This window comes from Polyangium mundeleinium (assembly GCF_028369105.1).
GTDB classification, from domain to species: Bacteria; Myxococcota_A; Polyangia; order Polyangiales; family Polyangiaceae; genus Polyangium; species Polyangium mundeleinium.
Genome location: NZ_JAQNDO010000001.1, coordinates 557,643 through 579,443, shown reverse-complemented (window position 1 = coordinate 579,443; position 21,801 = coordinate 557,643). Strand labels below are relative to the sequence as shown.

Annotated in this window: 12 protein-coding genes; 4 read left to right on the top strand and 8 right to left on the bottom strand. The window is 70.6% G+C overall.

Translation table 11 applies throughout. The features are described from left to right. Positions 1-10: 10 nt before the first annotated feature. Both POL67_RS02425 and POL67_RS02420 read right to left on the bottom strand, forming a co-directional pair. Positions 11-496: a hypothetical protein gene (locus POL67_RS02425; protein WP_271915126.1), complete on the bottom strand. Its 486-nt coding sequence runs from the start codon at positions 494-496 to the stop codon at positions 11-13. 122 nt (positions 497-618) lie between these two features. Next, entirely contained in the window at positions 619-2,508 is a 1,890-nt protein-coding gene (locus POL67_RS02420) for an OmpA family protein (RefSeq protein WP_271915125.1), read from the bottom strand. A gap of 152 nt (positions 2,509-2,660) precedes the next feature. Between POL67_RS02420 and POL67_RS02415 the strand changes: the two genes are divergently transcribed. The 3 genes from POL67_RS02415 (at position 2,661) to POL67_RS02405 (ending at position 7,119) form a co-directional block, all read left to right on the top strand. Continuing rightward, positions 2,661-4,076 carry a hypothetical protein gene (locus POL67_RS02415; RefSeq protein WP_271915124.1) on the top strand — a complete coding sequence of 472 codons (1,416 nt, stop codon included), beginning with the start codon at positions 2,661-2,663 and terminating at the stop codon, positions 4,074-4,076. 200 nt (positions 4,077-4,276) lie between these two features. After that, positions 4,277-5,878 (top strand): zinc-ribbon domain-containing protein, encoded by a 1,602-nt coding sequence (locus POL67_RS02410; protein ID WP_271915123.1) that lies wholly within the window; start codon positions 4,277-4,279, stop codon positions 5,876-5,878. A gap of 47 nt (positions 5,879-5,925) precedes the next feature. Further along, positions 5,926-7,119 carry a DUF4384 domain-containing protein gene (locus POL67_RS02405; protein WP_271915122.1) on the top strand — a complete coding sequence of 398 codons (1,194 nt, stop codon included), beginning with the start codon at positions 5,926-5,928 and terminating at the stop codon, positions 7,117-7,119. Positions 7,120-7,140: 21 nt separating this feature from the next. On the opposite strand, the gene POL67_RS02400 is transcribed toward POL67_RS02405, so the two are convergent. The 5 genes from POL67_RS02400 to POL67_RS02380 are packed head-to-tail and all read right to left on the bottom strand — an operon-like array spanning position 7,141 to position 17,548. Continuing rightward, positions 7,141-10,485 carry an ATP-binding protein gene (locus tag POL67_RS02400; RefSeq protein WP_271915121.1) on the bottom strand — a complete coding sequence of 1,115 codons (3,345 nt, stop codon included), beginning with the start codon at positions 10,483-10,485 and terminating at the stop codon, positions 7,141-7,143. 52 nt (positions 10,486-10,537) lie between these two features. After that, positions 10,538-11,683, bottom strand: a complete 1,146-nt coding sequence (locus tag POL67_RS02395; RefSeq protein WP_271915120.1) for a UDP-N-acetylmuramate dehydrogenase — start codon at positions 11,681-11,683, stop codon at positions 10,538-10,540. Between the two features lie 11 nt (positions 11,684-11,694). After that, the gene (locus POL67_RS02390; RefSeq protein ID WP_271915118.1) at positions 11,695-15,537 is read right to left on the bottom strand and encodes a hypothetical protein; all 3,843 of its coding nucleotides are present in this window, start codon (positions 15,535-15,537) and stop codon (positions 11,695-11,697) included. 54 nt (positions 15,538-15,591) lie between these two features. Continuing rightward, the gene (locus tag POL67_RS02385) at positions 15,592-15,906 is read right to left on the bottom strand and encodes an Mpo1-like protein (RefSeq protein WP_271915115.1); all 315 of its coding nucleotides are present in this window, start codon (positions 15,904-15,906) and stop codon (positions 15,592-15,594) included. Between the two features lie 16 nt (positions 15,907-15,922). Next, complete coding sequence (locus tag POL67_RS02380) at positions 15,923-17,548, bottom strand: tetratricopeptide repeat protein (RefSeq protein WP_271915114.1); 1,626 nt, start codon at positions 17,546-17,548, stop codon at positions 15,923-15,925. 140 nt (positions 17,549-17,688) lie between these two features. On the opposite strand from POL67_RS02380, the gene POL67_RS02375 reads away from it, so the two are divergent. Then, positions 17,689-18,786 (top strand): WD40/YVTN/BNR-like repeat-containing protein, encoded by a 1,098-nt coding sequence (locus POL67_RS02375; protein ID WP_271915112.1) that lies wholly within the window; start codon positions 17,689-17,691, stop codon positions 18,784-18,786. 124 nt (positions 18,787-18,910) lie between these two features. Here the strand turns inward: POL67_RS02375 and POL67_RS02370 are convergent, their stop codons facing one another. Then, the gene (locus tag POL67_RS02370) at positions 18,911-21,745 is read right to left on the bottom strand and encodes an ATP-binding protein (RefSeq protein WP_373372344.1); all 2,835 of its coding nucleotides are present in this window, start codon (positions 21,743-21,745) and stop codon (positions 18,911-18,913) included. Between the last annotated feature and the right edge of the window lie 56 nt (positions 21,746-21,801).

Sequence of the window (21,801 nt, the reverse complement as noted above, 5' to 3'; positions counted from 1 at the left end):
TCCTACGGCCTTACATGCAGCCGGTCGGCTTGAACACGTCGGAGGCGACGGACGTCGCGCCGACCTCGAGGCTGTCCTGGATCGTCGCCGCGATCCGGATGCCCGCGGGCAGGCAAAGCGCGTCCACGGCCCCCTCCGGGATCATCTTGTCGAGGAGGAAGTCGATCGTGACCTCGCTGTCCGGCTGCACGGTGACGGGGAACGGCTTCGTGGAGGTGAGCGAGAGACCCGACACGATGGACTGCTGGTTCGGCGCGTCGGTGATGGCGACCGCGCCGAGCTGCACGGTGCTCGGCCCGCTCGCGCGTGGCCCGAGCGCGAGCGTGAGCTTGAAATCGCCGCTCACCGCGACGCCGAGCACGCCGACCTTGACGTCGGCGGCCGGCGCCTCGATGCGAGGCTCCACGAAGACGACGTCCTCGTTCTCGCCGATGCACCCCACGAGGATCGAAGACAGCCCGAGGAGGACAGCAGGAAGGGCGCGGAAATTCTTCATGACGAGACGATAAAGCAACGAGGCACCTTGCGGCGCGACGATGACGCGCATTGCAGGGCGCTCGATCTCGCCAATAGGAAGCGTTATGGGAGGCGGGCTCGATTCTCCGAGAGGAATCCCGTTCAGGGCGCCGGCGAGGAGATCCCCTTCGATCGCGCCTTCTCGCAGCCGAGCTCGACGCCCGTCGGGCCTGCATCGGTCCGGACGATCTTGAACTCGACGCGGCGGTTCTTCTCCCACGCGACGGCGTTGCTCGCCGGATCGATGGGGCAGAACGGCCCGTAGCCCACGGCGCGCAGGCGGCTCGCGTCGACGCCGCGCTCGATGAGCGCCTTCACCACGGACTCGGCGCGGGCCTGCGTGAGCTTCACGTTAGCGAACTCGGCGCCGCGCACGTCGGCGTGGCCCTGCACTTCGAGGAGCTTCAAGCTCGGATTGCCCTTCAGCGTCGCGGCGACCGCGTCCACGATCGGGAACGACTGCGCGAGGATCTCGGCGCTGCCCGTCTTGAAGAGGATCTTGTCCAGGATGAGGACGTTGTTGTCCTGCACGATGACGCTGCCCTTGTCAGGACAGCCATCCTCGTCGTCCTTGCCGTTGAAGGTCTCGGGTTCGTCCGGGCACTTGTCCACGCCGTCGAGGATGCCGTCGGCGTCGTTGTCGTCCTCGGGGCAGCCGTCGTCGTCCTTGAAGCCGTCCTTGTCCTCCGGCGTGTTGATGCACTTGTCGCGCACGTCGGGGATGCCGTCCTTGTCGTTGTCGTCCTCGGGGCAGCCGTCCGTGTCCTCGAAGCCGTCCTTGTCCTCGGCGTTGTCCGGGCAGCCGTCCTCCGCGTCGAGGATCCCATCGCCGTCGCGATCGCCGCTGCGAACCTGGACGGGCTCGTCGACCGGATCCTGCTCGGGGCAACCGTCGGTGTCCTCGTCGCCGTCGCGGTCCTCGGGTTCGTCGGGGCACTGGTCGACGTCGTCGGGGATGCCGTCCTTGTCGCGGTCCTCCTCGAACGGCTCGAAGACGAACGCGAGCATGCCGCGCTGCGAGGCGGACTGAAAGCCGGGCAGGTAGCCGATGCCGCCCGCGAGCGAGAGGTACGAGTTCTTCTGGATGAAGATCTTGAAGCCGCCGAGGACCTCGGCGCTCAAGCGTTGCTTCGCGTCGGAGGCGCCGGCGAGGAGGTAACTCGCGTAGGTCTCGGCCGTGATGTCGAACTTGTCGCCGATGCGGACGCTCGCCGCGAAGCCGCCGGTGCCGAGGTTGTTGTACTGAAAGACGCCCGAGGCGAGCTGCGGCGCGCCCGCTCGATCGAGGCCAAACGTGGCGTTCTCCCCGGTGTGCCCGCGGTAGCCGGCGTTCAGGCCGAGGCGCACGACGTTCGTCTTGCCGAACTGCTTCTCGACGATGAGCTGGGGCCAGTAGAAGAAGCCTGCATCGGCGCCGAAGTTGCGCTGCCCGCCGATGCCGTAGCCGCCTTGCACGAGCAGGGCGAGGCCGATGGGGCCGTCGGGCGAGAGCAGGCGGAGCTTTCCGTGGACGGCGATGTGGCCGAGGGCCTCCGCGGTGAGGCCGTTGTCGTCGTAGTTGCCGGTGCCGCCGGGGCCGATGTCGGTGACGCTCGTGCCGTAGTTGAGGACGACGGGCGCGGTGAGGCCGAGGACGAGCCGATCGGCGATGCCGTAGTTGAAGCTCAGCGTGCCCTGCAGGGCGTGGTCGACGAGGTAGTCGGCGCCGTGGCCGGGCGCGAGCTCGAGGAGGTTCCTGCCGTAGTCGAGGACGAGGCCAAAGCTGATGGCGCCGCCGGGCAAGACGCTCGCGCCGTTGACCGTGAAGAAGCCACGCGAGTCGACCGCGGGCCGGAAGAGGTGCAGGTCGGCGCCTTCGCCGTTCGACGCAGGGATGCGATCGGTGCCCGTGGTCTGTGCGATCGCGGGCGCGGCGGTAAGGAGCGCGGAGAGCGCCACGAGCGTCGCGACGGGGCGGCGACGCAGGCCGGTGAGCAAGCCAAGGGTCGTCATGTCTCGGACCTCGTCAGGCGAATCTTGAAGGCGCGGTTGCGCGGAAGCCTGAAAAAGCCGTATCACCAGCGCAATACAACTGCAAAAGGATCGCAAGGATCACGCGGTCCTCTCCGTCCACGTTCTCCGTCGATCTGCTACGGTGCTCGGCCGTGCGCTGCACACGTTCCTTCGCACGTCGCTCGCTCGCAGCCCTCGCGCTCGCCACGACGACGGCGTGCTCCGCGAGCGCGAGCGCCCAGGGCAAACCCACGCTGAGCGGCTCGTGGTCGGCGAGCTCCGTATCGGAGAGCTGGTCCTTCGATGGCTGGGTGGACGCATGCGGGCCGAAGCCGCGGGGTCAAGGCGGGGGCGGCGGATCGGTGCAGATCCGCGAGCAGGGCGGCGAGCTGTCGATCGTCGGCGCAGGGCGCGCCTGGAGCACGGCCGAGTGCTGGGAGCAGGCGCCGGGGCTCGGGCGCGTGAGCCACTCGCAGTCGGGCGGCGGGCGGTTCTGGAGGACGCGGTGCAGCCTCTCGAACGAGAAGGAGCGCATCACCGTCACGACGACGGTGTCGGCGACGGACACGTCGATCGCGATGCAGGAGACGTCGGAGCACAAGGTCACGGCCGAGGGCGTGACCTGCACGGCGACGGCGAGCCGATCGCGCTCGTTCGGGCTCGTGAAGCGCGACGGCGAGGAAGCCGCGCCGAGCGCCTCCGCGAGCGCCTCCGCGAGCGCCGCGCCTTCCAGCCCCCCGGCGAGCCCGCCCCCGAGCGCCGCCGCGAGCGCCGCGGTGCCCGCACCCAAGGCACCGCCGAACTATTGCAAGGTGGCGGGAGATCCGGCGCGGCTGGAGGTGTATCCGGCGAAGAAGACGCTCCGGCCAGGGGATCGTTTTTCCTTCCGAACCGTGGTCACGGACAGCGAAGGCTGTGGTGTCTGGGTCAAGCCGACGTGGACGGTGACGCCCGGTCCTTTCGCGGCGAAAGTGACCGTCGACGGGAGCGGGACGGTCACGGTGGCGGAGGGCGCCGAGGAGGGGCGCGTCGAGCTCGTGGCGACGGTGTCCGGCAAGGGCGTGCCGATCGCCGTGGAGATCACGAGCCCGACGAAGTACGACGCGCTCCTCTCGGCAGGCACGCTCGACCCGCAGGGGCCGGAGCAGGCCGCGGTGGCCGTGATCGCCACGGGCGCGGTGGGGGGACGCAAGGGCGTCGCGGACGACGTGGGCCGGGAGCGGAAGCAGACGTTCGTGGCGATCGTGATCGGCCTCGCCTTCGCCCTCGGCTTTGCGGGGCTCGTGCTGATGCGGCGCGGGCGGAGGCCGGCGGAGACGGCCCCGGAGGCGGACGCCGAGCTGACCGAGGAAGCACCGGCGGAAGCGGAAGCCGCAGCAGGCGCGGAGGACGCGGAGGACGCGGAAGCCGAAGCGGAGGCCCCGAAGGCCCAAGCCCCGGCACGATCTTCCCCTACCCGCGCGGGGGCGCCGGCGGGGAAGGTCTGCCCGACGTGCGGGGAGCGCTACGGCTCCGAGGCGCAGTTCTGTGGGGCAGACGGCACGACGCTCGTACCCCTGAACCGCTGACGCCCGGGTCGGGTAGATCGGGGTGACTTGCTCGCACGTCGAACGAGCACCTGTAGGTTGCTTGATCGCGCTCGTGCGAAACCGTTATGCTTTGTGACGGCGTACGGAGAGGCCGGTAACGACCGGACCGCAGGTCCTCGGCGAGAGAGCAAGACGATCGTTCGTGCACGTGCGCGAGACCCGGAAGGGCAGCTTTCCCCATGAAGATTACGTGTCAGTCGTGCCAGGCGAAGTACACGATCGCCGACGAAAAAGTTGTCGGTAAGACCGTCAAGATCAAGTGCAAGAAGTGCGGCTCGGCCATCGTCGTCAACGCGAACGAAGCCGCGCCCGATGCACACGGCCAGGGTGGCTACGAAGAAGAAGACGACGGGGCGACCCGCGTCTTCGCAGGTGATCCGAACGCAGCCGCAGCAGGCGGCAGCGACTGGACGGTCAACGTCGGCGACGACGACCAACGCACGATGTCGACCGCCGCGCTCGCGGCTGCGTACGCGGCAGGCACGGTCACGAACGACACGTACGTCTGGAAAGACGGCATGTCGGACTGGCTGCCGATGTCGCAGGTCCCCGAGATCATGTCAGCCGTGGGTCGCAGCAGCGGCGCAGCACCCGCCGCAGCGCCGCCCGCAGACGACATGAACGCGACGCTCATGATGCCCGAGGGCGCGGGCGCCGCGCCTGCGGCCGCGCGCAACCAGGCGGCGGCGCGCAAGACGGGGGGTCGTCAGGATCTCTTCGGATCGCAGAAGGGCGAGCCGGAGCCCGCGCGCGCCTCGGTGCCGCCTGCCGCGGGGCCGAAGGGCAACCAGGTCGGCGAGCGCAACGAGAACTCGGTGCTCTTCTCGCTCTCGGCGCTCACCGCGGCCGAGAAGGCCGCCACGAAGGACGAGCCGAAGAAGAAAGACGGCCGCGGCGGGCTCGACGACATCATGAACCTCGGCGGCGGCGGGCTCGGCGGTCCGATGCTCGCGCCGCCTCCGCTCATGGCGCCCGTCGTGGAGCCGCCTCCGCAGCCGATGATGGCCTCGATGCCCGGCATGATGACGGGCACGCAGATCCCGATGACGGGCACGCAGATCCCGCTCACGGGCACGCAGCTCCCGCTGACCGGCACGCAGATCCCGCAGGTCGTGATGGTGCAGGTGCCCGAGCAGAAGAAGAGCTCGGCGGGCCTCGTCGTCGGCATCGCGCTCGGCATCGTGGTCGCAGGCGCGGCCGCGTTCTTCCTGCTGCGCGGACAGCCGCCGAACCCGGTGACGACGGAGAACACGACGACGTCGGCGACCCCCACGGCGTCCGCCGCGCCCACGACGCCCACCCCGACGCCCACGGACACGATCGCAGTGGCGCCCACGACCACGAACAGCGCTGCGCCCGCGACGACGGACACGGCGAAGGTCGGCGGCCCGATCGCAGGCACGGGTGGAACGGGCCCGAAGCCGACGAACACGGCAGCGCCGACGGCGACGACGGCGGCGCCTACGACGACGGCCGCGCCCACGGCGGAGCCCCCGCCTGCGGAGGGTGGCAAGGAGTTCAACCGCGGCGCGGCCTCTTCGGCGCTCGGCTCGGCGGCCGGCGCGGCGAAGAGCTGCAAGACGGCGGACGGCCCGACGGGCACGGGCAAGGTGAAGGTGACGTTCGCACCGAGCGGCAACGTGACCTCGGCGCAGGTGCAGGGCCCGCCCTTCGCGGGCACCTCGGTCGGCGGCTGCGTGGCCGGCGTCTTCCGCGGCGCGCGCGTCCCGCCCTTCGACGGCGCGCCCGTCAGCGTCACCAAGTCCTTCACGATCAATTGACGGGCTGGGCTCGCAAACGCGGGCCCTTCCCCGTACCCTCGGCAGCCATGTCCCACCGCCGAAGCTTCGTGCACGTCGGCCTCGGTGCGCTCGCCGTGGCCGGCATCGCCCTCCTCAGCGCGTCGTGCGTGGTGAAGAACCCAGGCAGCGTCGCTTGCGGCGAGGAGGTCCGTCCCTCCATCGATTGCTCGAGTGATCTCGCCGCGGGCGACATCGGCGTCCTGAACCTCGCCTCGGACACGGCGACGTTCGAGGACGTGGCGATCCGCCGCATCTCGGCGGAGACCGAGAAGTATGTCGCGGCGCACACGCGGCTCTGCCGGGACTACAACGCGTGCGCGATCGACAAGGAGACGTACGACAAGGAGAAGAAGGCGCTTCTCGGGCTCCTCAGCCCCGTCAGCTCGATGGTCGCCGCGGTGAAACAGGCCTCCTCGGAGGAGGAGCGGCAAGCCGCGCTCGACACGCTCTACCAGCACACGGTGCCGGAGGCGGAGCGCAAGGAAGAGCTGACGATCACCCTGTCGATGGAGGCGGAGCTGCCGGAGAGCGCGGGCGGCGGGACACGGACGGTCAAACCGGACGAGCCGCTTCCGACGAACACGCGCGTGTTCTTCAAGGTCGACGTCAAGCCGCGGGCGTACGTCTACATCTTCCAGAACAACGCGAGCAGCGGCCTCACGGTGCTCTTCCCGGACGAGCGGATCGGCACGAAAAACCCGCTCGAAGGAAGCCAGGCGTCACGCATCCCGAGCGGGGACGCGCGGTTTCGTTTGAACGACAAGGATCTCGGCTTCGAGGACATCTACGTCGCCGCGTCGCGCACGCCGCTGCGGAGCCTGGACGAGGCGCTCGCGCGCGTGCGGGACGGGAAGGTCACGCGCATCAAGGACGACAAGCTCCTCGACGGGATGAAGCATCTGCCGGTCGCGGAGGCAGGCGCGAAGAAGGACACGAAGTGCCGCGACGTCGGGATCGAGAGGTGCCCGCGCATCCGTGGGCTCGAGCTCGACCTCGGCGGCGCGTCGGGGAGCAAGCCGGGGTTCAAGCCCGCGTCGTTCATCGCGCGCACGGAGCCCGGGGATGGGCTCATCCTGAAGGTGTTCTCGTTCCAGCACACGGGCGAGGGCGCGGCGTACAAGGACGCGGCGGAGAAGTTCGCGAAGCTGCCGGCGCCGAAGACGCGCGGCGTCGTGATCCTCGAGAGAGCGCGCACGCGGGGCGTCGTGATCCTCGAGTAACGAAGGCCCGGGGATCGAACATCAGCTCGCCGCGAGCAGCTTCCGCGCTGCATCGACGAGCCGGCGGGTCGGGGGGCGCAAGGAGGCTTCGACTTGGCTGGCGCTCTCGACAGCCTTCTGGAGTTCGTCGCGCGCGCCCGGGTCCGCGCATCGCGCCGCGTGGAGCGCGAGCCACAAGACGGCTCGCGCAGCATGATCGACGTTGCCGTTCTCCAGAGCGATCACGCGGGCCGTCGTCGCGTCCTTGGCAGCCTGCTCTTCGTCATGGCTCTGCTCGCAGATCTCGACGCGCCGCAGGAGCGCTAGTGTCGCTCGGTAGTCGCGCCCGGGCAGAATGATCTCGATGGCTTCGTCGATCGCGGCGCGCGCGCGGGCGAGCTCCCCGATCCGGAGCAGACCGTCCGCACACACAGAGAGCGCCCCCGCGAGCATGACGAGGTCGCCGGCGGCGCGGCACGTCTCCGCAGCGCGGTTCGCGGCGTTCGCAGCCCGCGCTGCATCTCCGGTACGCAGATACGTGGTCGCCGTGTTCACCAGGACCTCGCGTTCGAGCGTCCCGAACTTGAACCGCTTCGCGCGCTCGGAAATGCTCTCGAAGAGAGGGAGCGCCGTCGCAAAATCTCCGGCGTTCGATCGAGCACACGCGAATGCGTTGTCCGCGTCGAGCTCGGCCCACGGAGAGCCGAGCTCGCGCGCAGCGGTGCGCACGAGCTCCGTCGCGCGTTGCAGCCTCACCACGTCGCTCGGATCGACCTCCGCCAAAAGCTCGAGCCTCATCCCGAGCGCGCGGTAGCGGAGCTCCAGCGGGCACGCCGCCGCGAGCCCGATCGCCGCTTCGGCAAGCGAGAGCCCGCGATGCCCCCGGGAGAGCCTCGCGACAGCGAGGCGCGTCTCGACACGCAGAGCCATGTCGCCATGAGCATCGGCGTCGGCGACGAGCGTCGGATCATGATCGGCAGGCAAATGCCGGAGGATCGCCGCGATCGCGAGCGTGAGCGTACGCGCTTCGAGCCGCACGCCCATGTCCGTGACGCCGTCGAGGTGGATCTTTTCGAGTCGCTCTTTCGCCTCAGCCGCGCGACCCGCGCGGAAAAGCGCGTCGCCCACATGAAGCTCCGCGCGCGCGCGCTCGGCCCCCTTCGCTACCTGCGCGAGCTTCTCCGCGAGCTCCATCGCCCGTTCAAACTCGCCGCCCGCGAGCGCCTTCGCCACGGCCCTGCTGTACCAGCGCGCAGCCTCCTCGCGATCGCCGAGCGACTCGTGACCCGCCGCGAGAAACGCCGCGTTCTCCTCGGCGACCTCGCTCCGCCCCACGGCTTCGAGCAGGCTCCGGTGGATGCGGCGGAACCACGGCTTCTGCCGCACGTCTTCGAGCGCCGCTTGCCGCACGATCTCCTGCGCAAACCCGTACTCCTGCCGCTCGCCGCGCACGATGAGCAGCCCCGACTCCACGAGCAGCTCGAGCGCCTGCTCCACGCTCCGCGCGTTCGTCCCCGCGGCCTCCACCGCCGCGACGAGCTGCTCCACCGGCAAACCCGAGCCGTAGAGCGCGACGCACGCGAGCACGTGCTGCGCGGCCCGCTCGCCGTCCGATCCCGGATCGAAAAACGAGTCGAGCCGCGCGCGCAAAAGATCCCGCACGCCCGGCACCGAGGCGCGCAGGATCGACTCGTCACGCGGTCGCCACGCCGCGTCACGCCAGACGAGCGCGCCGGTCTCGTTCCACACGAGGAGCGGCTGCACGAGGAAAAACGGCACGCCCCCCGCGCCCTCGACCACGGCACGCTCGATGTCCTTCGCGATCGGCGCGACGTTCTGCACGAGCGCGGAGGCGTCCTTCGAGGAGAGCGCGTCGAGCATGACGCGCGTCGCGCCCGCGCCGATGCCTTGCTCGACGCGACCCACGAAACGCCGCAGCGCGACGCTCGGGTTCGGCTCGTCGCGCACGGTCACGATCACGAAGAGCCGCCCGCGTCCCTTGCGGATCGCTCGATCCGTCAGCATGCGCAAAAGCCCCTGCGTGTGCTCGTCTGCCCACTGCGCGTCGTCCATGTCGAGCACCGTCGGCTCTTCGAGGCTCGCCTCCACGAGCGCCTCCTCGATCGCCTCGATCGACGCCTCCAGCGCCGCGCGCGTCATCGCGGCCTCGACCGAGAGCGCGCGCTCGATCGCGTCGCGCATGCGCCCGAGCCCCTTCACGCCCTCGATCGCAGTGCGCAGCGCGCGGAGCGGCGTCCTGCGCTCGACCGAACAACGCGCGTCGATCACGCGCCCGAAGCCGTACGCCGCGGCCGCCGCGACGATCTCGTCCGCGACCCGCGTCCGACCCACGCCGAACGATCCCGTCACGAGCGCCATGCGCACGCTGCCCGACGCGGCCTCCTCCGCCGCGCGCTCGAGCGACTTCACCGCCGCGTCCCGACCGACGAGGCGTGGCCTGTCCGTGAGCTCCTGCGGCGCGTTCTTGTCCTCGCCCACGAGCTTGCGGATCGCGCGGTCGACCGGCTGGTGCTCCCGATGCTCGCCGATCTCCGGATCGGTGCAGCGCCACGGTTTGCCCGGCGCGTGCGGGCCGTCCGCGAAGAGCAGCCGTTTGTCGACGAGCGGCAGGTAGGGCGACACGGGCATCCACGTCCCGTCCTCGCGCACCACGTACGCGACGCCTGCCTCGACGCCCGCGGCCAGCGCGCCCTTCGTCTTGCGCCAGACCCCGCCCCGGAGCGGCGTGCCCATGCGCGCCTCGTACGTCAGCGGATCGAGCGACACCACGCACCGGAGCGAGAGCGACAGGAGCGCCTCGGTATTTTCGAGGAGTGCCATCAGCTTCTCCAGCGCGTTGTCGCCGGAGCCGCCCCGATGGATGAAATCGTTGCGCGCCGAAACGAGCTCGGTCAGCGGCCGCTGCGACGTGAACGCGAGCATCTGCGCGAGCGCCGGGTCGTAGGGCTTCAGCGCGTTGCCGATGGTGCGCGTGAGCTCGCACCACATCCCGTCCGAGATCCGCGCCGCGCGCGCGAGCGCCTCTGCGAGCGGCCTCGGCGCCGCCGCGCCGCCGAGCTTCGCCACGAGCGCGGCGAGGCCGAGCGAAAAACCGTACCGAACGATGCCGATCCCGAGCTCGAAGAGGCGCTTGCGCACGCCGGTCGCGTCCCCCTCGGCCCGCGCGATCTCCACGCCGACGGCGAGCGTGGCGACGGGCTCGGGCATCGTCGCGATGCGCGCCGCGAGCTCGTCGAGCATGTCCTCGTCGAGCGGCTTCGGCGGCCGCAGGCTGCGGAAGGTGCGTGGTTCCGCGTTCTCCTCGCCTTCGGGGAGCTCGTCGCGCGCCTCTTGCGGAACCTTGCCTTCGTCCAGAGGTTCGACCACGGGGAGAGCGTAGCGCGTAGCCGCCTTCGCGGCGGCAGAACACGCCGCCAAATCAGGTCGTTGGGTGCCCCACGAGGTCCTCGACCTCTTCCGGCCGGAAGCCGAGCATCACGGGCTCGGGCACGAGCCGCACGCCGAAACGCGCGAGCACCGCATCACGAATCCGGCGCGCGAAGCGAAGGATGTCCTCGGCCGTCGCGCCGCCGCGGTTGACGAGCGCGAGTGCGTGGCGCGTGGACAGACCCACCGGACCGTCGCCCGTTCCCTTCTTGAACCCGGCGCGCTCGATGAGCCACGCCGCCGGGATTTTTACGCGACCCGGGCCCGCGACGAACTGCGGGAGGTTCTCGCCGGGTTCGAGCACGTTCGCGGCCACGATGCGCGCGCGGGCCTCGGCGAAGGCCGCCTCGTCGAGCGTCGGGTTCACGAAAAACGAACCGGCGCTGCGCGCGTTCTCGTCCCCCGCCTCGACGAGCATCGACTTGCGGCGGCGTAGCTCCAGCACGGCCTTGCGCACCTCGGCGAGCGAAGGCGAAGGGCCGGCGCCCGTGTCGCGCAGGTGCCGATCGAGCTCCGCGTACCGCACGGCCGCCGAGCCGCCGCGCTGAAGGGAAAACGTCACGCCGACGATCACGAACCTGCCGCTCGCCCGGCGCTTGAAGACGCTGTCGCGGTAGCCGAAGCGGCAGCCGAGCCGATCGATGCCCACGGTCGCGCCGCTGCGCCGATCGATGCCGTAGACGAACGTGATCACGTCGCCCGCTTCTTGCCCGTACGCGCCGATGTTCTGGATCGGCGCCGCGCCCACGTCACCCGGGATGCCCGAGAGGCACTCGAGCCCGGCCCAGCCTTGCTCCACGGTCATCGCGACGAGCGCATCCCACGGCTCGCCCGCGCCCGCGGTCAGCGTGACCCGATCCCCCTCCATCGCATGATTCACGCCGGAGACCGCGACCCGGAGCACGAGGCCGTCGACGCCGCGATCCGCGACGAGCACGTTCGAACCGCCGCCGAGCACGGTGACGTCGAGGCGCTGGTTGCGCGCCCAGGCGAGCGTCTCGTGCACGGCCTCCTCGGTGCGCGCCTCGACGTAACGTGCAGCCGGGCCGCCGACGCCGAGCGTGGTCCGCGGCGCGAGCGGCACATCAAAGAGCATGCCCTCCGGCGCGCGCGGAGGCTCGGGCGGCGGGGGACGCAACGTACGCAGGCTCAGGGTGACACCTTCACGCGCGTGCCGGCCATGAAGCCGTCGTCCACGGCGCGCACCCGCTCGACGAAGCTGTCGTACTCGCCCGCCGACACCGTGCCCGTCGGCAGATCGAGCAAGAACGCCTCCTCGATCACGCCCTCCTTGTACGAGCCTTCGCGCGACGCGGAGAACCCCTCGTGCGCGACCTTCACCGACGACGGCGCGCGCGCGACCGTCGCGCCCTTGGGCAGCTCGATGCGACGGCGGACGCGGTACTGGAGCGGCCTGTCGATGGTCAGCGCGCTCTCGCGGCCCGCGCGGGACGCGTAGAACGAAGCGAGCGTGCTGGAGAAACCACGCGCGAGGTGCATCGGTTCGAGGCCCGGCAGCAGCCACGTCTTGCCGTCGCGGGTCTCGGGCTGCGAGTAGCCGAAGATCGCGATCTTCGCGCGCACCGAGACCTCCCACGAGCCCTCGCTCGATCCGAGCTCCACGTCCTCGACGTCGGCCCAGGGCACCCACGTGAGCACCACGTTGCGGAGCATCTCGCGCCGATCCGTGCCGACGACCATGTCGAGCGAGTCCGCGAGCGACTGCGCCTCGCGCCCGCGCAGCGCGATCGAGAACGTGCCGCGCGCGACGCCCGACGCGTCGAGCGCGAGCCGGATCTCCACCTCGTCGCCCTTCTCGCTCGCGTCGCCCTGCACCGTCACGAGACTGCCGTCGGGCAGGATCGCGTTCCTGCCCCGAAGCTCCGGGCTCACGCGGCCTGGAGGCAAGGGCGGACCGTCCACGTCCGCGTCGATCCACAGCTCGCCCTCGGGCAAACGCGCGACGACGAGCGGATACCGGAAGCGGCCTACGTGCGGCGGGAAGTCGGCCGCGCCGCTGAACGGCTCGGTCTCGGCGATCGCGAGGCGCGCGTCCACGCCGAGCTCGCGCAGCGCGCGCCACACGACGAGCGCGCGGCTGCCCTGGCCGAGCTCCAGCACCGTGCGCGCCGTCGTCTGCTGCGGCCCCGTGCCGTACATCGCCGACACGTCCGACAGCTCGCCGCCGCCGGGCACCTTCACGCGCTTGCCCACGGCCGTGACCACGCGCTCGACGAGCGCGCGCGAGGGCGCCGTGACGCTCCCCGCGGCCTCGCGCGCGAACCGCGCGACGTACGGATCCTTGTCTTCGAGCGCGCGGACGTGATCGTCGAGCAAACGACCGAGGTTCGCCCACGTCTGCGTGCCGAAGCTGATCGTCACCGCCTGTTCGAGCCGCGGCACGCCGTCCTCGATGCGGCGCGGCTCCTTGTTCTCGATGCGCCAGACGCGGACCTCGTCGCCCTTGTCCGTGCGGACCTGCGGCTTGCCGAGCAGCGGATGCGACCAGAGCCCGAGCGCGAGCGAGGCGGGGCGGCGCAGCTCGATCTCCGCCTCGCGCACGCCGGTGCGGGCCGGCAAGAGGTCGGGCCCGTCCACCACGATCTGCCCGCCCGCGTCCGGCAGCACGAACCCTTCGAGGATCTGCTCGACGTAGTCGCCCTTTTCGAGCTCCGAGAGATCGCTGTGGCTCTGCTCGGCCGCGACCTGATCGGGCTCGACCACGCGGCCGTCGCGCTTGTGGATGCGGCGCCGGAGCAAGCGCTGCGCGGCGTTCGCCTCGATCGAAGGCCCGTACGAGTCCGCGCCCTCCGCGACGTCCGTCGTGCCCGACACGCGCCGCAGATCGTAGACGAGGTACCGGAGCACGCCGCCCGCATCCACGGCGTACCGCTCGACGTGCCGGAGCACCGCCGTGCCCGCGCCGGGCATCACGTTCGTCGCGCGATCCGCCGACACGAGGCGCGCGCCTTCGGCCTCGAGTTCGCGCGCTTGATCGGGTTCGAGCGCGAGGATCCGACGTAGGATCGGGATCGCATACGGCGTGTCGACCGCCACACGTTGATCGCGTTCGAGGCGCGGACGCACGAGATCCGACCGGTTCCGGCCCGCCGCAAAGCCGAGCGCGTCGAGCAAACGCCTCCGCGCCGGCGGCGTCGCGTCGTAGGCCGCGATCGCCGCGTCGAGATCTCCCGCGAGCACATGGAGCCCGACCTCCGCATCGCGAAACGCATCCGGCGCCGAGCGCAGGCGCCGCACGCGGCCGAGCTCCTCCAGCGCCGCGCGCGCGTCTCCGCGCTGCTTATGCGCGTGCATGCACGGGAGATACGCGCGGCCTGTCCCTCCCGCGCACGCAGCCTTCACCGCGTCCGCGCCGACCCGCCCGTGCAGGTACGTGTCGACCCGCGCGAGCAGCGGCGATCCCGGCACGGCCGTCTCCAGCGCGCGGTACGCCTCCTCCGCGACGTCGAGCATCTGCCCGCGCTTCGCCGCGGCGGCCACGTACGTGAGCGTCATCGGATCCGTCACGGCCTTCTCCGCCGTGGGTTTGTCCACGGCTTGCCCCGACGCCGGCGGACGCACGCCGAGCTCGCCGAGCGCGTCCGCGAGCCCCTCGACCACGCGCCTGCGCTCCGTCAGCGCCGCGCGCGTCACGAGCGCCTCCCACGCCTTTGGCCAGGCCGCGAGCGTCTTCTCCGTGTAGGCGCGCAGCCGCTCGATCTGCTTCGAATCCGGCAGATCGTCGGCCTTCGCCGTCGCGCGCGCGGCCAGCAAGAACACGCGCGGGCTGCTCGTCTCCGGCAAACCTCGCTCTTCCAGGAGATGCTCGGCCACGCGCGCCTCCCCGAGCCCGAGCAGCGCGGCCGTCGTGAGCGCGAGCGTCGCGTCCCCGGCCCTCGACGCCGTGATCTCGATCGGCGCCGCGCCCGAGGCCCGGCTCACCGTGGCCACATCGCCCGCCTTCGGCGCGCGCAGCGGCAAGGGCAGGCCGTCGTCGCCCCACACGTCGAGTTCGATCTGATCCCCGTCGCTCATCTGCCCGACCCGCACGACGACACGCGCGCGCCCGACCGGGAGCGAGACACGCCCGAGCCGCGTCACGGCCCCATCACCGGCCTCGAAGCCACGACGGATCACGCGCGTCCCCGCGACGTCGACGACCGCCGCCGACCTCGACGCGAGCGACACGAACACCGTCTGCTCGCGCGGGTTCTCGATGTCGACCACGACCGCGCGCACGCCGGGCAGCGAGAACGTCGCGTTCACGTCGAGCGCGCACGCGTCCGCGCGCACCACGTACGGCGTCACCTCGGCGAAGAACGGCCGCGCGCCCGGGTACGTCGCGCCAAACGCGCCCGTCGGTACGACCTGTGAGGGCTCCGCGAGGCCTCGCAACGCGGCGAAATCGAGCGGCGCGACGAGCGCGGCTTCCCGCGCGCATCCCCGCCGCTCGCCCCACACCATCGCCGCCTGCTCTTGCCCCACGTACATCGCGAGCTCGTGCAGCGCCGTCGCCAGCTTCCCGCGCATCACCGGCAGCACGCCCGGATCGTCGCCTTGCGCGAGCCGCTCACCGGCCGCCGTCCACGCCGCGCGCAGCCGCTCCACGACGGCGGGCATCCCGTCGCGCGAGCGATACGCGACGGCCTGTTCTCCGGGCAACCCGAGCGCCTCGACTTCCCGGAACGCGAGCGCGTCGAGCGACGCGACGACCGTGGCGAGCGCCTCGGGATCACGCCCGTTCGCGACGGCCCGATCGATCGCGTCGAGGTACTTCGCCGACGCGAGTGGATCGGCCGCCTCCGCGTCGATCGCCGCGACAAACGACTCCGCGAGCTTGGCGGACGGCGGCTGCTGCGGCGCGACGGGCGTCGGGTTTGCACAAGCGGCGAGGAGCGCCGCAGAAATGAGCCCGAGACGGGCAGCATGCTGGGGGTTTGGGGGCGTAGCTCGGCTCGCCCGAGCGGAGCCCCCAAGCGTTAAATGGCGCATCGGCGGCCTCCATGCTGCCTCATCCACGCGCGCTTGGCACGCGTGGCGAGGTCGTCATGCCGCGGGCGATTCTTCGTACACGCGCACGCCGTACTTCTCCATGCACCAGAGCAGCCCGATGACCAGGCTCCGCTTGTCGTCCACGAACGAAGGTTTTTTCCCTTCGAGTGCGTGCCCCACGAACTGGAAACCCCAGCCCACGGTGAACATCGCCCCCGCGAGCGGCAAGCCGACGAGCGTCGCGCCCACGGGGAAGCTCAGCGCGATGAGGGGGATGCCAACCTTGTGGCAAGCCTGGTTGCGCGGATCTTGGTGATCATCCTGGTACTTGTGGAGGAGCCGGGTCCACTCGGCGTTCAGGGAAATCATGGTCGGGACGCGGAGATTACCACGAGCGCCCCGGGCGCGGCCCTCGCCGTGATGCCGGACCGAAGATCCGCGACGGCGGCCCCGAAGGCGGCTCCGCTCCGGCGAGCAGGCGCGTCGCCTCCTCGCTCATCGCCTCGCCCTCGGACGCCTCGCCGCTCGTCGTGAGCGCGTCCCCGAGCCGCCAGAGCGAGTCGGCGAGCTGGTAACGCACCTCCGCGTTTTTCTCGCTCGCCGCGTAAAGCTTTCGATCGATCGCCACGGCCTCGCGATACGCCGCGACCGCGCCGACCACGTCGCTCGCGTGCACACACGCGTCGGCCAGGCGCTTCAACGAATACGACACCTCGCCGAGCGCCTCCGGCCCCTCCCCGATCGCCGCGAGGACCCGGCGTCGCAGGAGCAAACACTCCGAGAAGGCCACCGTCGCGTCCGCCCCCTTGTTCGCGGCGAGCCGCGCATCGCCGATCCGCTCGAGCGCGTCCGAAAGCTCGAACAATGCGTCCGGCCCCTCGTCGCCTTGCCGCATCGCGCGGATCGCCCCGAGCGCGAGCTCCTCGAAGCGCGTCGCGGCCACGTGCTCGCGCCGCTCCCGCGCGATCCGCGCCGCCAGGCAATACCAGGCCGGCGGCACCTGCCCCGGCATCCGCGCGCCGTACATCGCGAGCGCCTTCTGCACGTGCACCGCCGCGCGCGACAGGTCCTCGTTCTCCGTCTCGATTTCCGCGAGCACCGCGAAGACACGCGCCTCGTCGAGCGCGTCGCCGCGCACGCGCAGCAGCGTCGCCGCCTCGTCGGCCGCGTCCTTCGCGTCCTGCATCCGGCCTTGCCGCAAGAACCCCTCGGCGGCGTCGACGAGCGCGTGCGCGCGGGCCACCTCGGCCCGCGGCGGAGGCGGCGGCGGCGTCGGCCTCGAGCCGAGCGTCGCGGGCGCGAACGACGCCGGGGGCATCGACGGCGTCGACGCGCGCGTCGAGTTCTCGGCTTGCCAGGCCTTGAGCCGCTCTGGGTTTTGCGAGATCGCCACGAGTTCGTCCGGATCGGCGATCGCGGCGCGCATGGAGCTCGTCGAGGGCCTCGACCCGCCGCGCACGGGCAGCGGCGTGCTCGATCGCGGCGCGCTCGCGTTTCGCGGCGTGATGAGGAGGGACAGCGCCTTCACCTGCCAGAGATCTGGCGCGGCCTTCGACACGGGATCGACCACGCCCGGCGGCGCGGCGAGCACGATGCCTCCGAGCAGGACGCCGCGCAGCTCCTCGAAGAGCGCCTCGATCTCGATCACCGTCTGCTCCCAGGCGCGCGTCCACGGGGTCTCGGGCGCGCCGGGCGCCTCGGCGTGGAGCGCCTCGATCCAGACGAGGGATGCGTTCGCGAAGCTCCGATCTTCGAGCAGCCGCGTGGGCAAACCGAGCAGCTCTTCCGGCGTGTTCGGCACGAGCGTCACCATCATGTGATTGTCACCGGTCACGTGCCGCCCGACCCGCTCGCGCAGGGTGCGGAGCTCCGCCGGCACCGGTGAAAACACGAAGCCGACCCAGAATCCGATCACGTTGTCGACGCGTTCGCGGAGGGACTCCCACGCAACTTCGCCGCGGATCGCCAGCGCTTTCGGCGCCGGCTGTTCTCCATCTCCCCAGCCTGCCATCGGTTCGTGACCGCGTTGCGCCGCCCATCGAGCGGCTCCTCGGCTCCCACGAAACCTTATCACCAACGAGGCCGTGTGGGCCTCCTGCGCACGCGAACCTTTACGCCCTCGCCCACCTTGGCCTACCCTACGAGCACCTCATGGCGCGCCGAGTCACTCGATTTCTTCGTTCCGTCCCGTACGCGGGACTCGCGGTCGTCCTCCTCGCCTCTGCGTGCGGCGGTCAGCAAACGCAGACCACGCCGAAACCCCCTACGAATACGAAAACCGAGGAGACGGAGCCCGAAGACGAGGGCCCGGCGCTCGGGCCTCTGACGCTCACCCTCCCCGACGCCGCGGCCTCGGCGTGGGTTGGGCAGCGCGGCAACTACGTCGATACGCTGAGCGGCATCTGGGGCCTCGACAAGCTCGTGATCGCCGTGGGCGGCGGCGGGACGATCCTGCGCAGCGAGGACGGCGGAATCAACTGGACGCGGCAGGCCTCGCCGAAGGACGCGTGGCTGCGCTGCGTCTGGGGCAGCGGCCCGGACGACATCTACGTCGTGGGCGGCAATGCGATCATGCACTCGACGGACGGCGGCATCACGTGGTCGCCGCAAAAGATCCCGATCACGGGCACCTTTTTCATGGCGGTATGGGGGAGCGGCCGGGACGACGTCTACGTCGTGGGCGGCGACGGGAACATCCTCAACACGACGGACGGCGGCAAGACGTGGACGAAGGACACGAGCGGCGTGGTCGGCACGCTGTACGACGTGTGGGGCAGCGGCGCGGATGACATTTACGTCGTGGGTCAGGCCAGCAAGGACGGCGCGCCGATCGTGCTGCAATCGAAGATCGGCGGGCATCTCTGGGCGAAGCTGCCGGTCGACACGCTCGACGCGCCGCTCCGCCAGATCGACGGCGCGAGCATCGATTACCTGTACGCCGTGAGCGCGAAGGGCACGGTGTACGAATCGAACGACCGCGCGGCGTCGTGGAAATCGATCGGGAGCTTCGACGGCGACGAGCTCCTCGGCATCCGCGTGGTGGGCAAGGGCGACCTCTACGTGATCGGCCGCAACCAGCAGTTCCAGCACACGAGCGACGGCGGCAAGACGTGGAAAGACGAGCTCAACTGGCCGCACGGCGCCGCGGCGCTCCAGGGCATCTGGGGCAAGGGCACGACGGAGCTGTTCCTCGTCGGCGAGGGGACGCTCGAAGCCGGGCAGAAGGGGAGCTTGGTCCGGCGGCGGTGACGACCCCCGCGCCACGCGTTGAGGATCCGACCGTGGGGGGGAGGACCCGAACCGATGCGCGTATCGGTTCAGGTCGTGGGAGGGAGGATGACCCCCTCGTCGGCGCAGGGGCCCGAGCGGCTCGTCACGGCGCCGCCGGCAGCGACATGCGGACCGTCGTCCCCACGCCGAGCTGGCTCGTGACGCAGAGACGCCCGCCGTGGTCCGTGACGAACCTCTGGGTGAGCGTGAGCCCGAGGCCCGTCCCCTGCCCCTGCGGCTTCGTGGTGAAAAAGGGTTCGAAAATGCGGTCGAGGTTCTCGGCCGGGATCCCACAGCCGGTGTCGCGCACTTCGATCTCCACGGCGGGGGCGGCGTCCTTCCCCTTGTCGAGCGGCCGCGCCACGACGGAGACAGCGCCGCCCTCGGAGACGGCATCGAGCGCATTGCCGACCACGTTGAGCAGAGCCGCGTCGAGCTGCGCCGCATTCGCGAACACCGCCGGCGGAGCCTCGGGATCCTGCCATACCTCCAGGCGTACCTCGCGCGCACGCGCCTGAGGCGCCGTGAACGCGAGCACGCGGTCGAGCGCCGCCCGCACGTCGCACGGCTCACGCCCGGTCGGATGGTCGCGCGAGTAGTCGAGCAGCGTGTGCACGAGGCGCGAGCAACGCGTCGATTGCGACTCGATGGTGTGCAGCGCCTTGCGGAGGCCAGCCTCGTCGAGGGTCGGCCCTTTGGCCGCGTCGAGCCGACGAAGCAAGAGCTGAGCATTCATGAGGACGATCGCGAGGGGATTGTTGATCTCGTGCGAGAGGCCCGCGAGCATCGTGCCCACCGCCGCCATCTTCCCGGCCTGCACGAGCTCCTCCTGCGTCTCGGAGAGCCGCTGCAAGGTCGCCGTGAGCTCGCGGTTTTTCTCGGCCAGCTCGACGTGCACGCGGTGCAGACGCGCGGCCGCGCGCACACGCGCCGCGAGCTCGGCCGGCTCGAACGGCTTGCTCAGATAATCGTCCGCGCCGGTATCGAGGCCCCCGACCGCCGCGGCGTACCCCGCCCTCGCCGTCAGCAGGAGGATCGGAATGTCGCGCGACGCCGGGTCTCGCTTGAGCCGGCGAACGAGCTCGAAGCCGTCCATTTCGGGCATCATCACGTCCGATACGATGACCTCGGGGCGCCGCGCCTCCACGGCTTCCAGCGCCGCCCGGCCATTCGTCACGAGCTCGATGTCGTATTCGGCGGAGAGGAGATCCACCAGATACGAACCCATGTCGGGGTTGTCCTCGACCACGAGCACGCGGGGGCCGCGCCCGCTCGTCTCGACGCACCGGGCGCTCGCCGCGGGCGCCTCGAAATGGCCCGCGTGGGACGCGGACAGCCGCGCGTCGACCGGCGCGGGCGCAGGCCGCGGCGCGGCCATGGGGTCCGCGGCGCACGGGAGCCGCACGAAGAAACACGAGCCCACGCCGAGCGTGCTCTCCATGAAGGCCTTGCCGCCCATGAGCTCCGCGAGCTCCTTGACGAGCGAGAGCCCGATCCCCGTCCCTTCGTGCTTGCGCGTCGCCGAGGCGTCGATCTGCTGAAATTGCCGAAAGAGCAGGTGTTGTTTGTCCGCCGGAATGCCCGGCCCCGTATCCTCGACCGCGAATTCGAGCTCGTCCTCGACCTTCCGCAGGCGGACCACGATGCGCCCGCCCGGCGGGGTGAACTTCAAAGCATTGCCGAGCAGGTTCAGCACGATCCTCTCGAATTTGCGTCGATCGAGCGGGACCGGGCCGAGGGCCGAGGCGCGAAGCGAGAGCTCGATGCCGCCGCGCACCGCCGAAGGGCGCGCGGCGTCGACGATGTCGGCGCAGAGCTCCGCGGCATCGACGGCCTCCCAGTCGACCGTGAACTTCCCGGCCTCGATTTTCTGGTAATCGAGGATGTCGTCGACGAGGCGATGGAGCCGGCGCGCATTGCGCTGGATGCGCTCGAGATCCGCGCGTACGCCCGGCGAGAGCGGCTCGCGCTCGTTTGCCTCCCCGGAGAGCAGCGAGGCGAGCGGGCCGAGGATCAGCGCGAGCGGCGTGCGCAGCTCGTGGCTCATGACCGTGAGGAATTGCCCCTTCGCGCGGGCTGCGTCGTCGGCGGCCTCCTTGGCGTGCTGGAGGTCAATCTCCATCTGCTTGCGCTCGGTGATGTCGGCGTAGATGCCGAGCAGCCCGGTCACCTTGCCGCTGTCGTCGCGAATCGGGACCTTGCTCGTGAGCAGCACACGCCGCGCTCCATCCGTGCGGAGGACGGGCTCTTCAATATCGAGCATCGACGCGCCGCCCTCCATGACCTCGCGGTCGGCCTTGACGAATGCGTCCGCGTCCTCGCGCCGACCCCAAACGTCGTAATCGGTCTTTCCTACGAGGTTCTCCAGGGTCTTCGTGCCCGTATCATTCAAAAAGTTCTGGTTGCCTCCCAGAAATCGACCCTCGCGATCTTTCCAGAAGATGGCGTGAGGGACGTTCGCGATGACGTACTTGAGCACCGCTTGCTGCTGCTCGAGGGCGTCTTGCGCGCGCTTGCGCGCGGTGACGTCCGTGGCGACGCCGAGCACGCCCGAGCTCTTGGTCTCCGGGATCCGGAGCGGCATGAAATCCACCTCGTACCAGACCCCGTGATACTCCCCGACCACGCGCACGCTCTCGCCGGCGAGCGCCCGCCGCGCGCTGTCGGTGACCCACGGGTAGTCCTGATACAGGCGGAAAATCGACTGGCCAATCTCCTCGTGCTGGTGGAGCCTCGCCGCTTCGAGCCCGCGCCCCTCCTGGAGCGTGAAGACGCCGCGTTCGTCGAGCGTGAAGAGCACGATGGGAGCGTGGGCAAGCACAGTGCGCAAGTGTGACGTAGCTTCCGACCCTGCGCGAGTCCCTGCCGCAGGGGTCGAGCGCCTGGGCCAGGCGGGCCGCCTCCGCAGCCTGGCCGCGCGTTGGCGATTGGATGGCATGGGTGCTGCGTCAATATAGGGTGCCGACCTCCCAGATGGAGACGTACGGCTCCCGA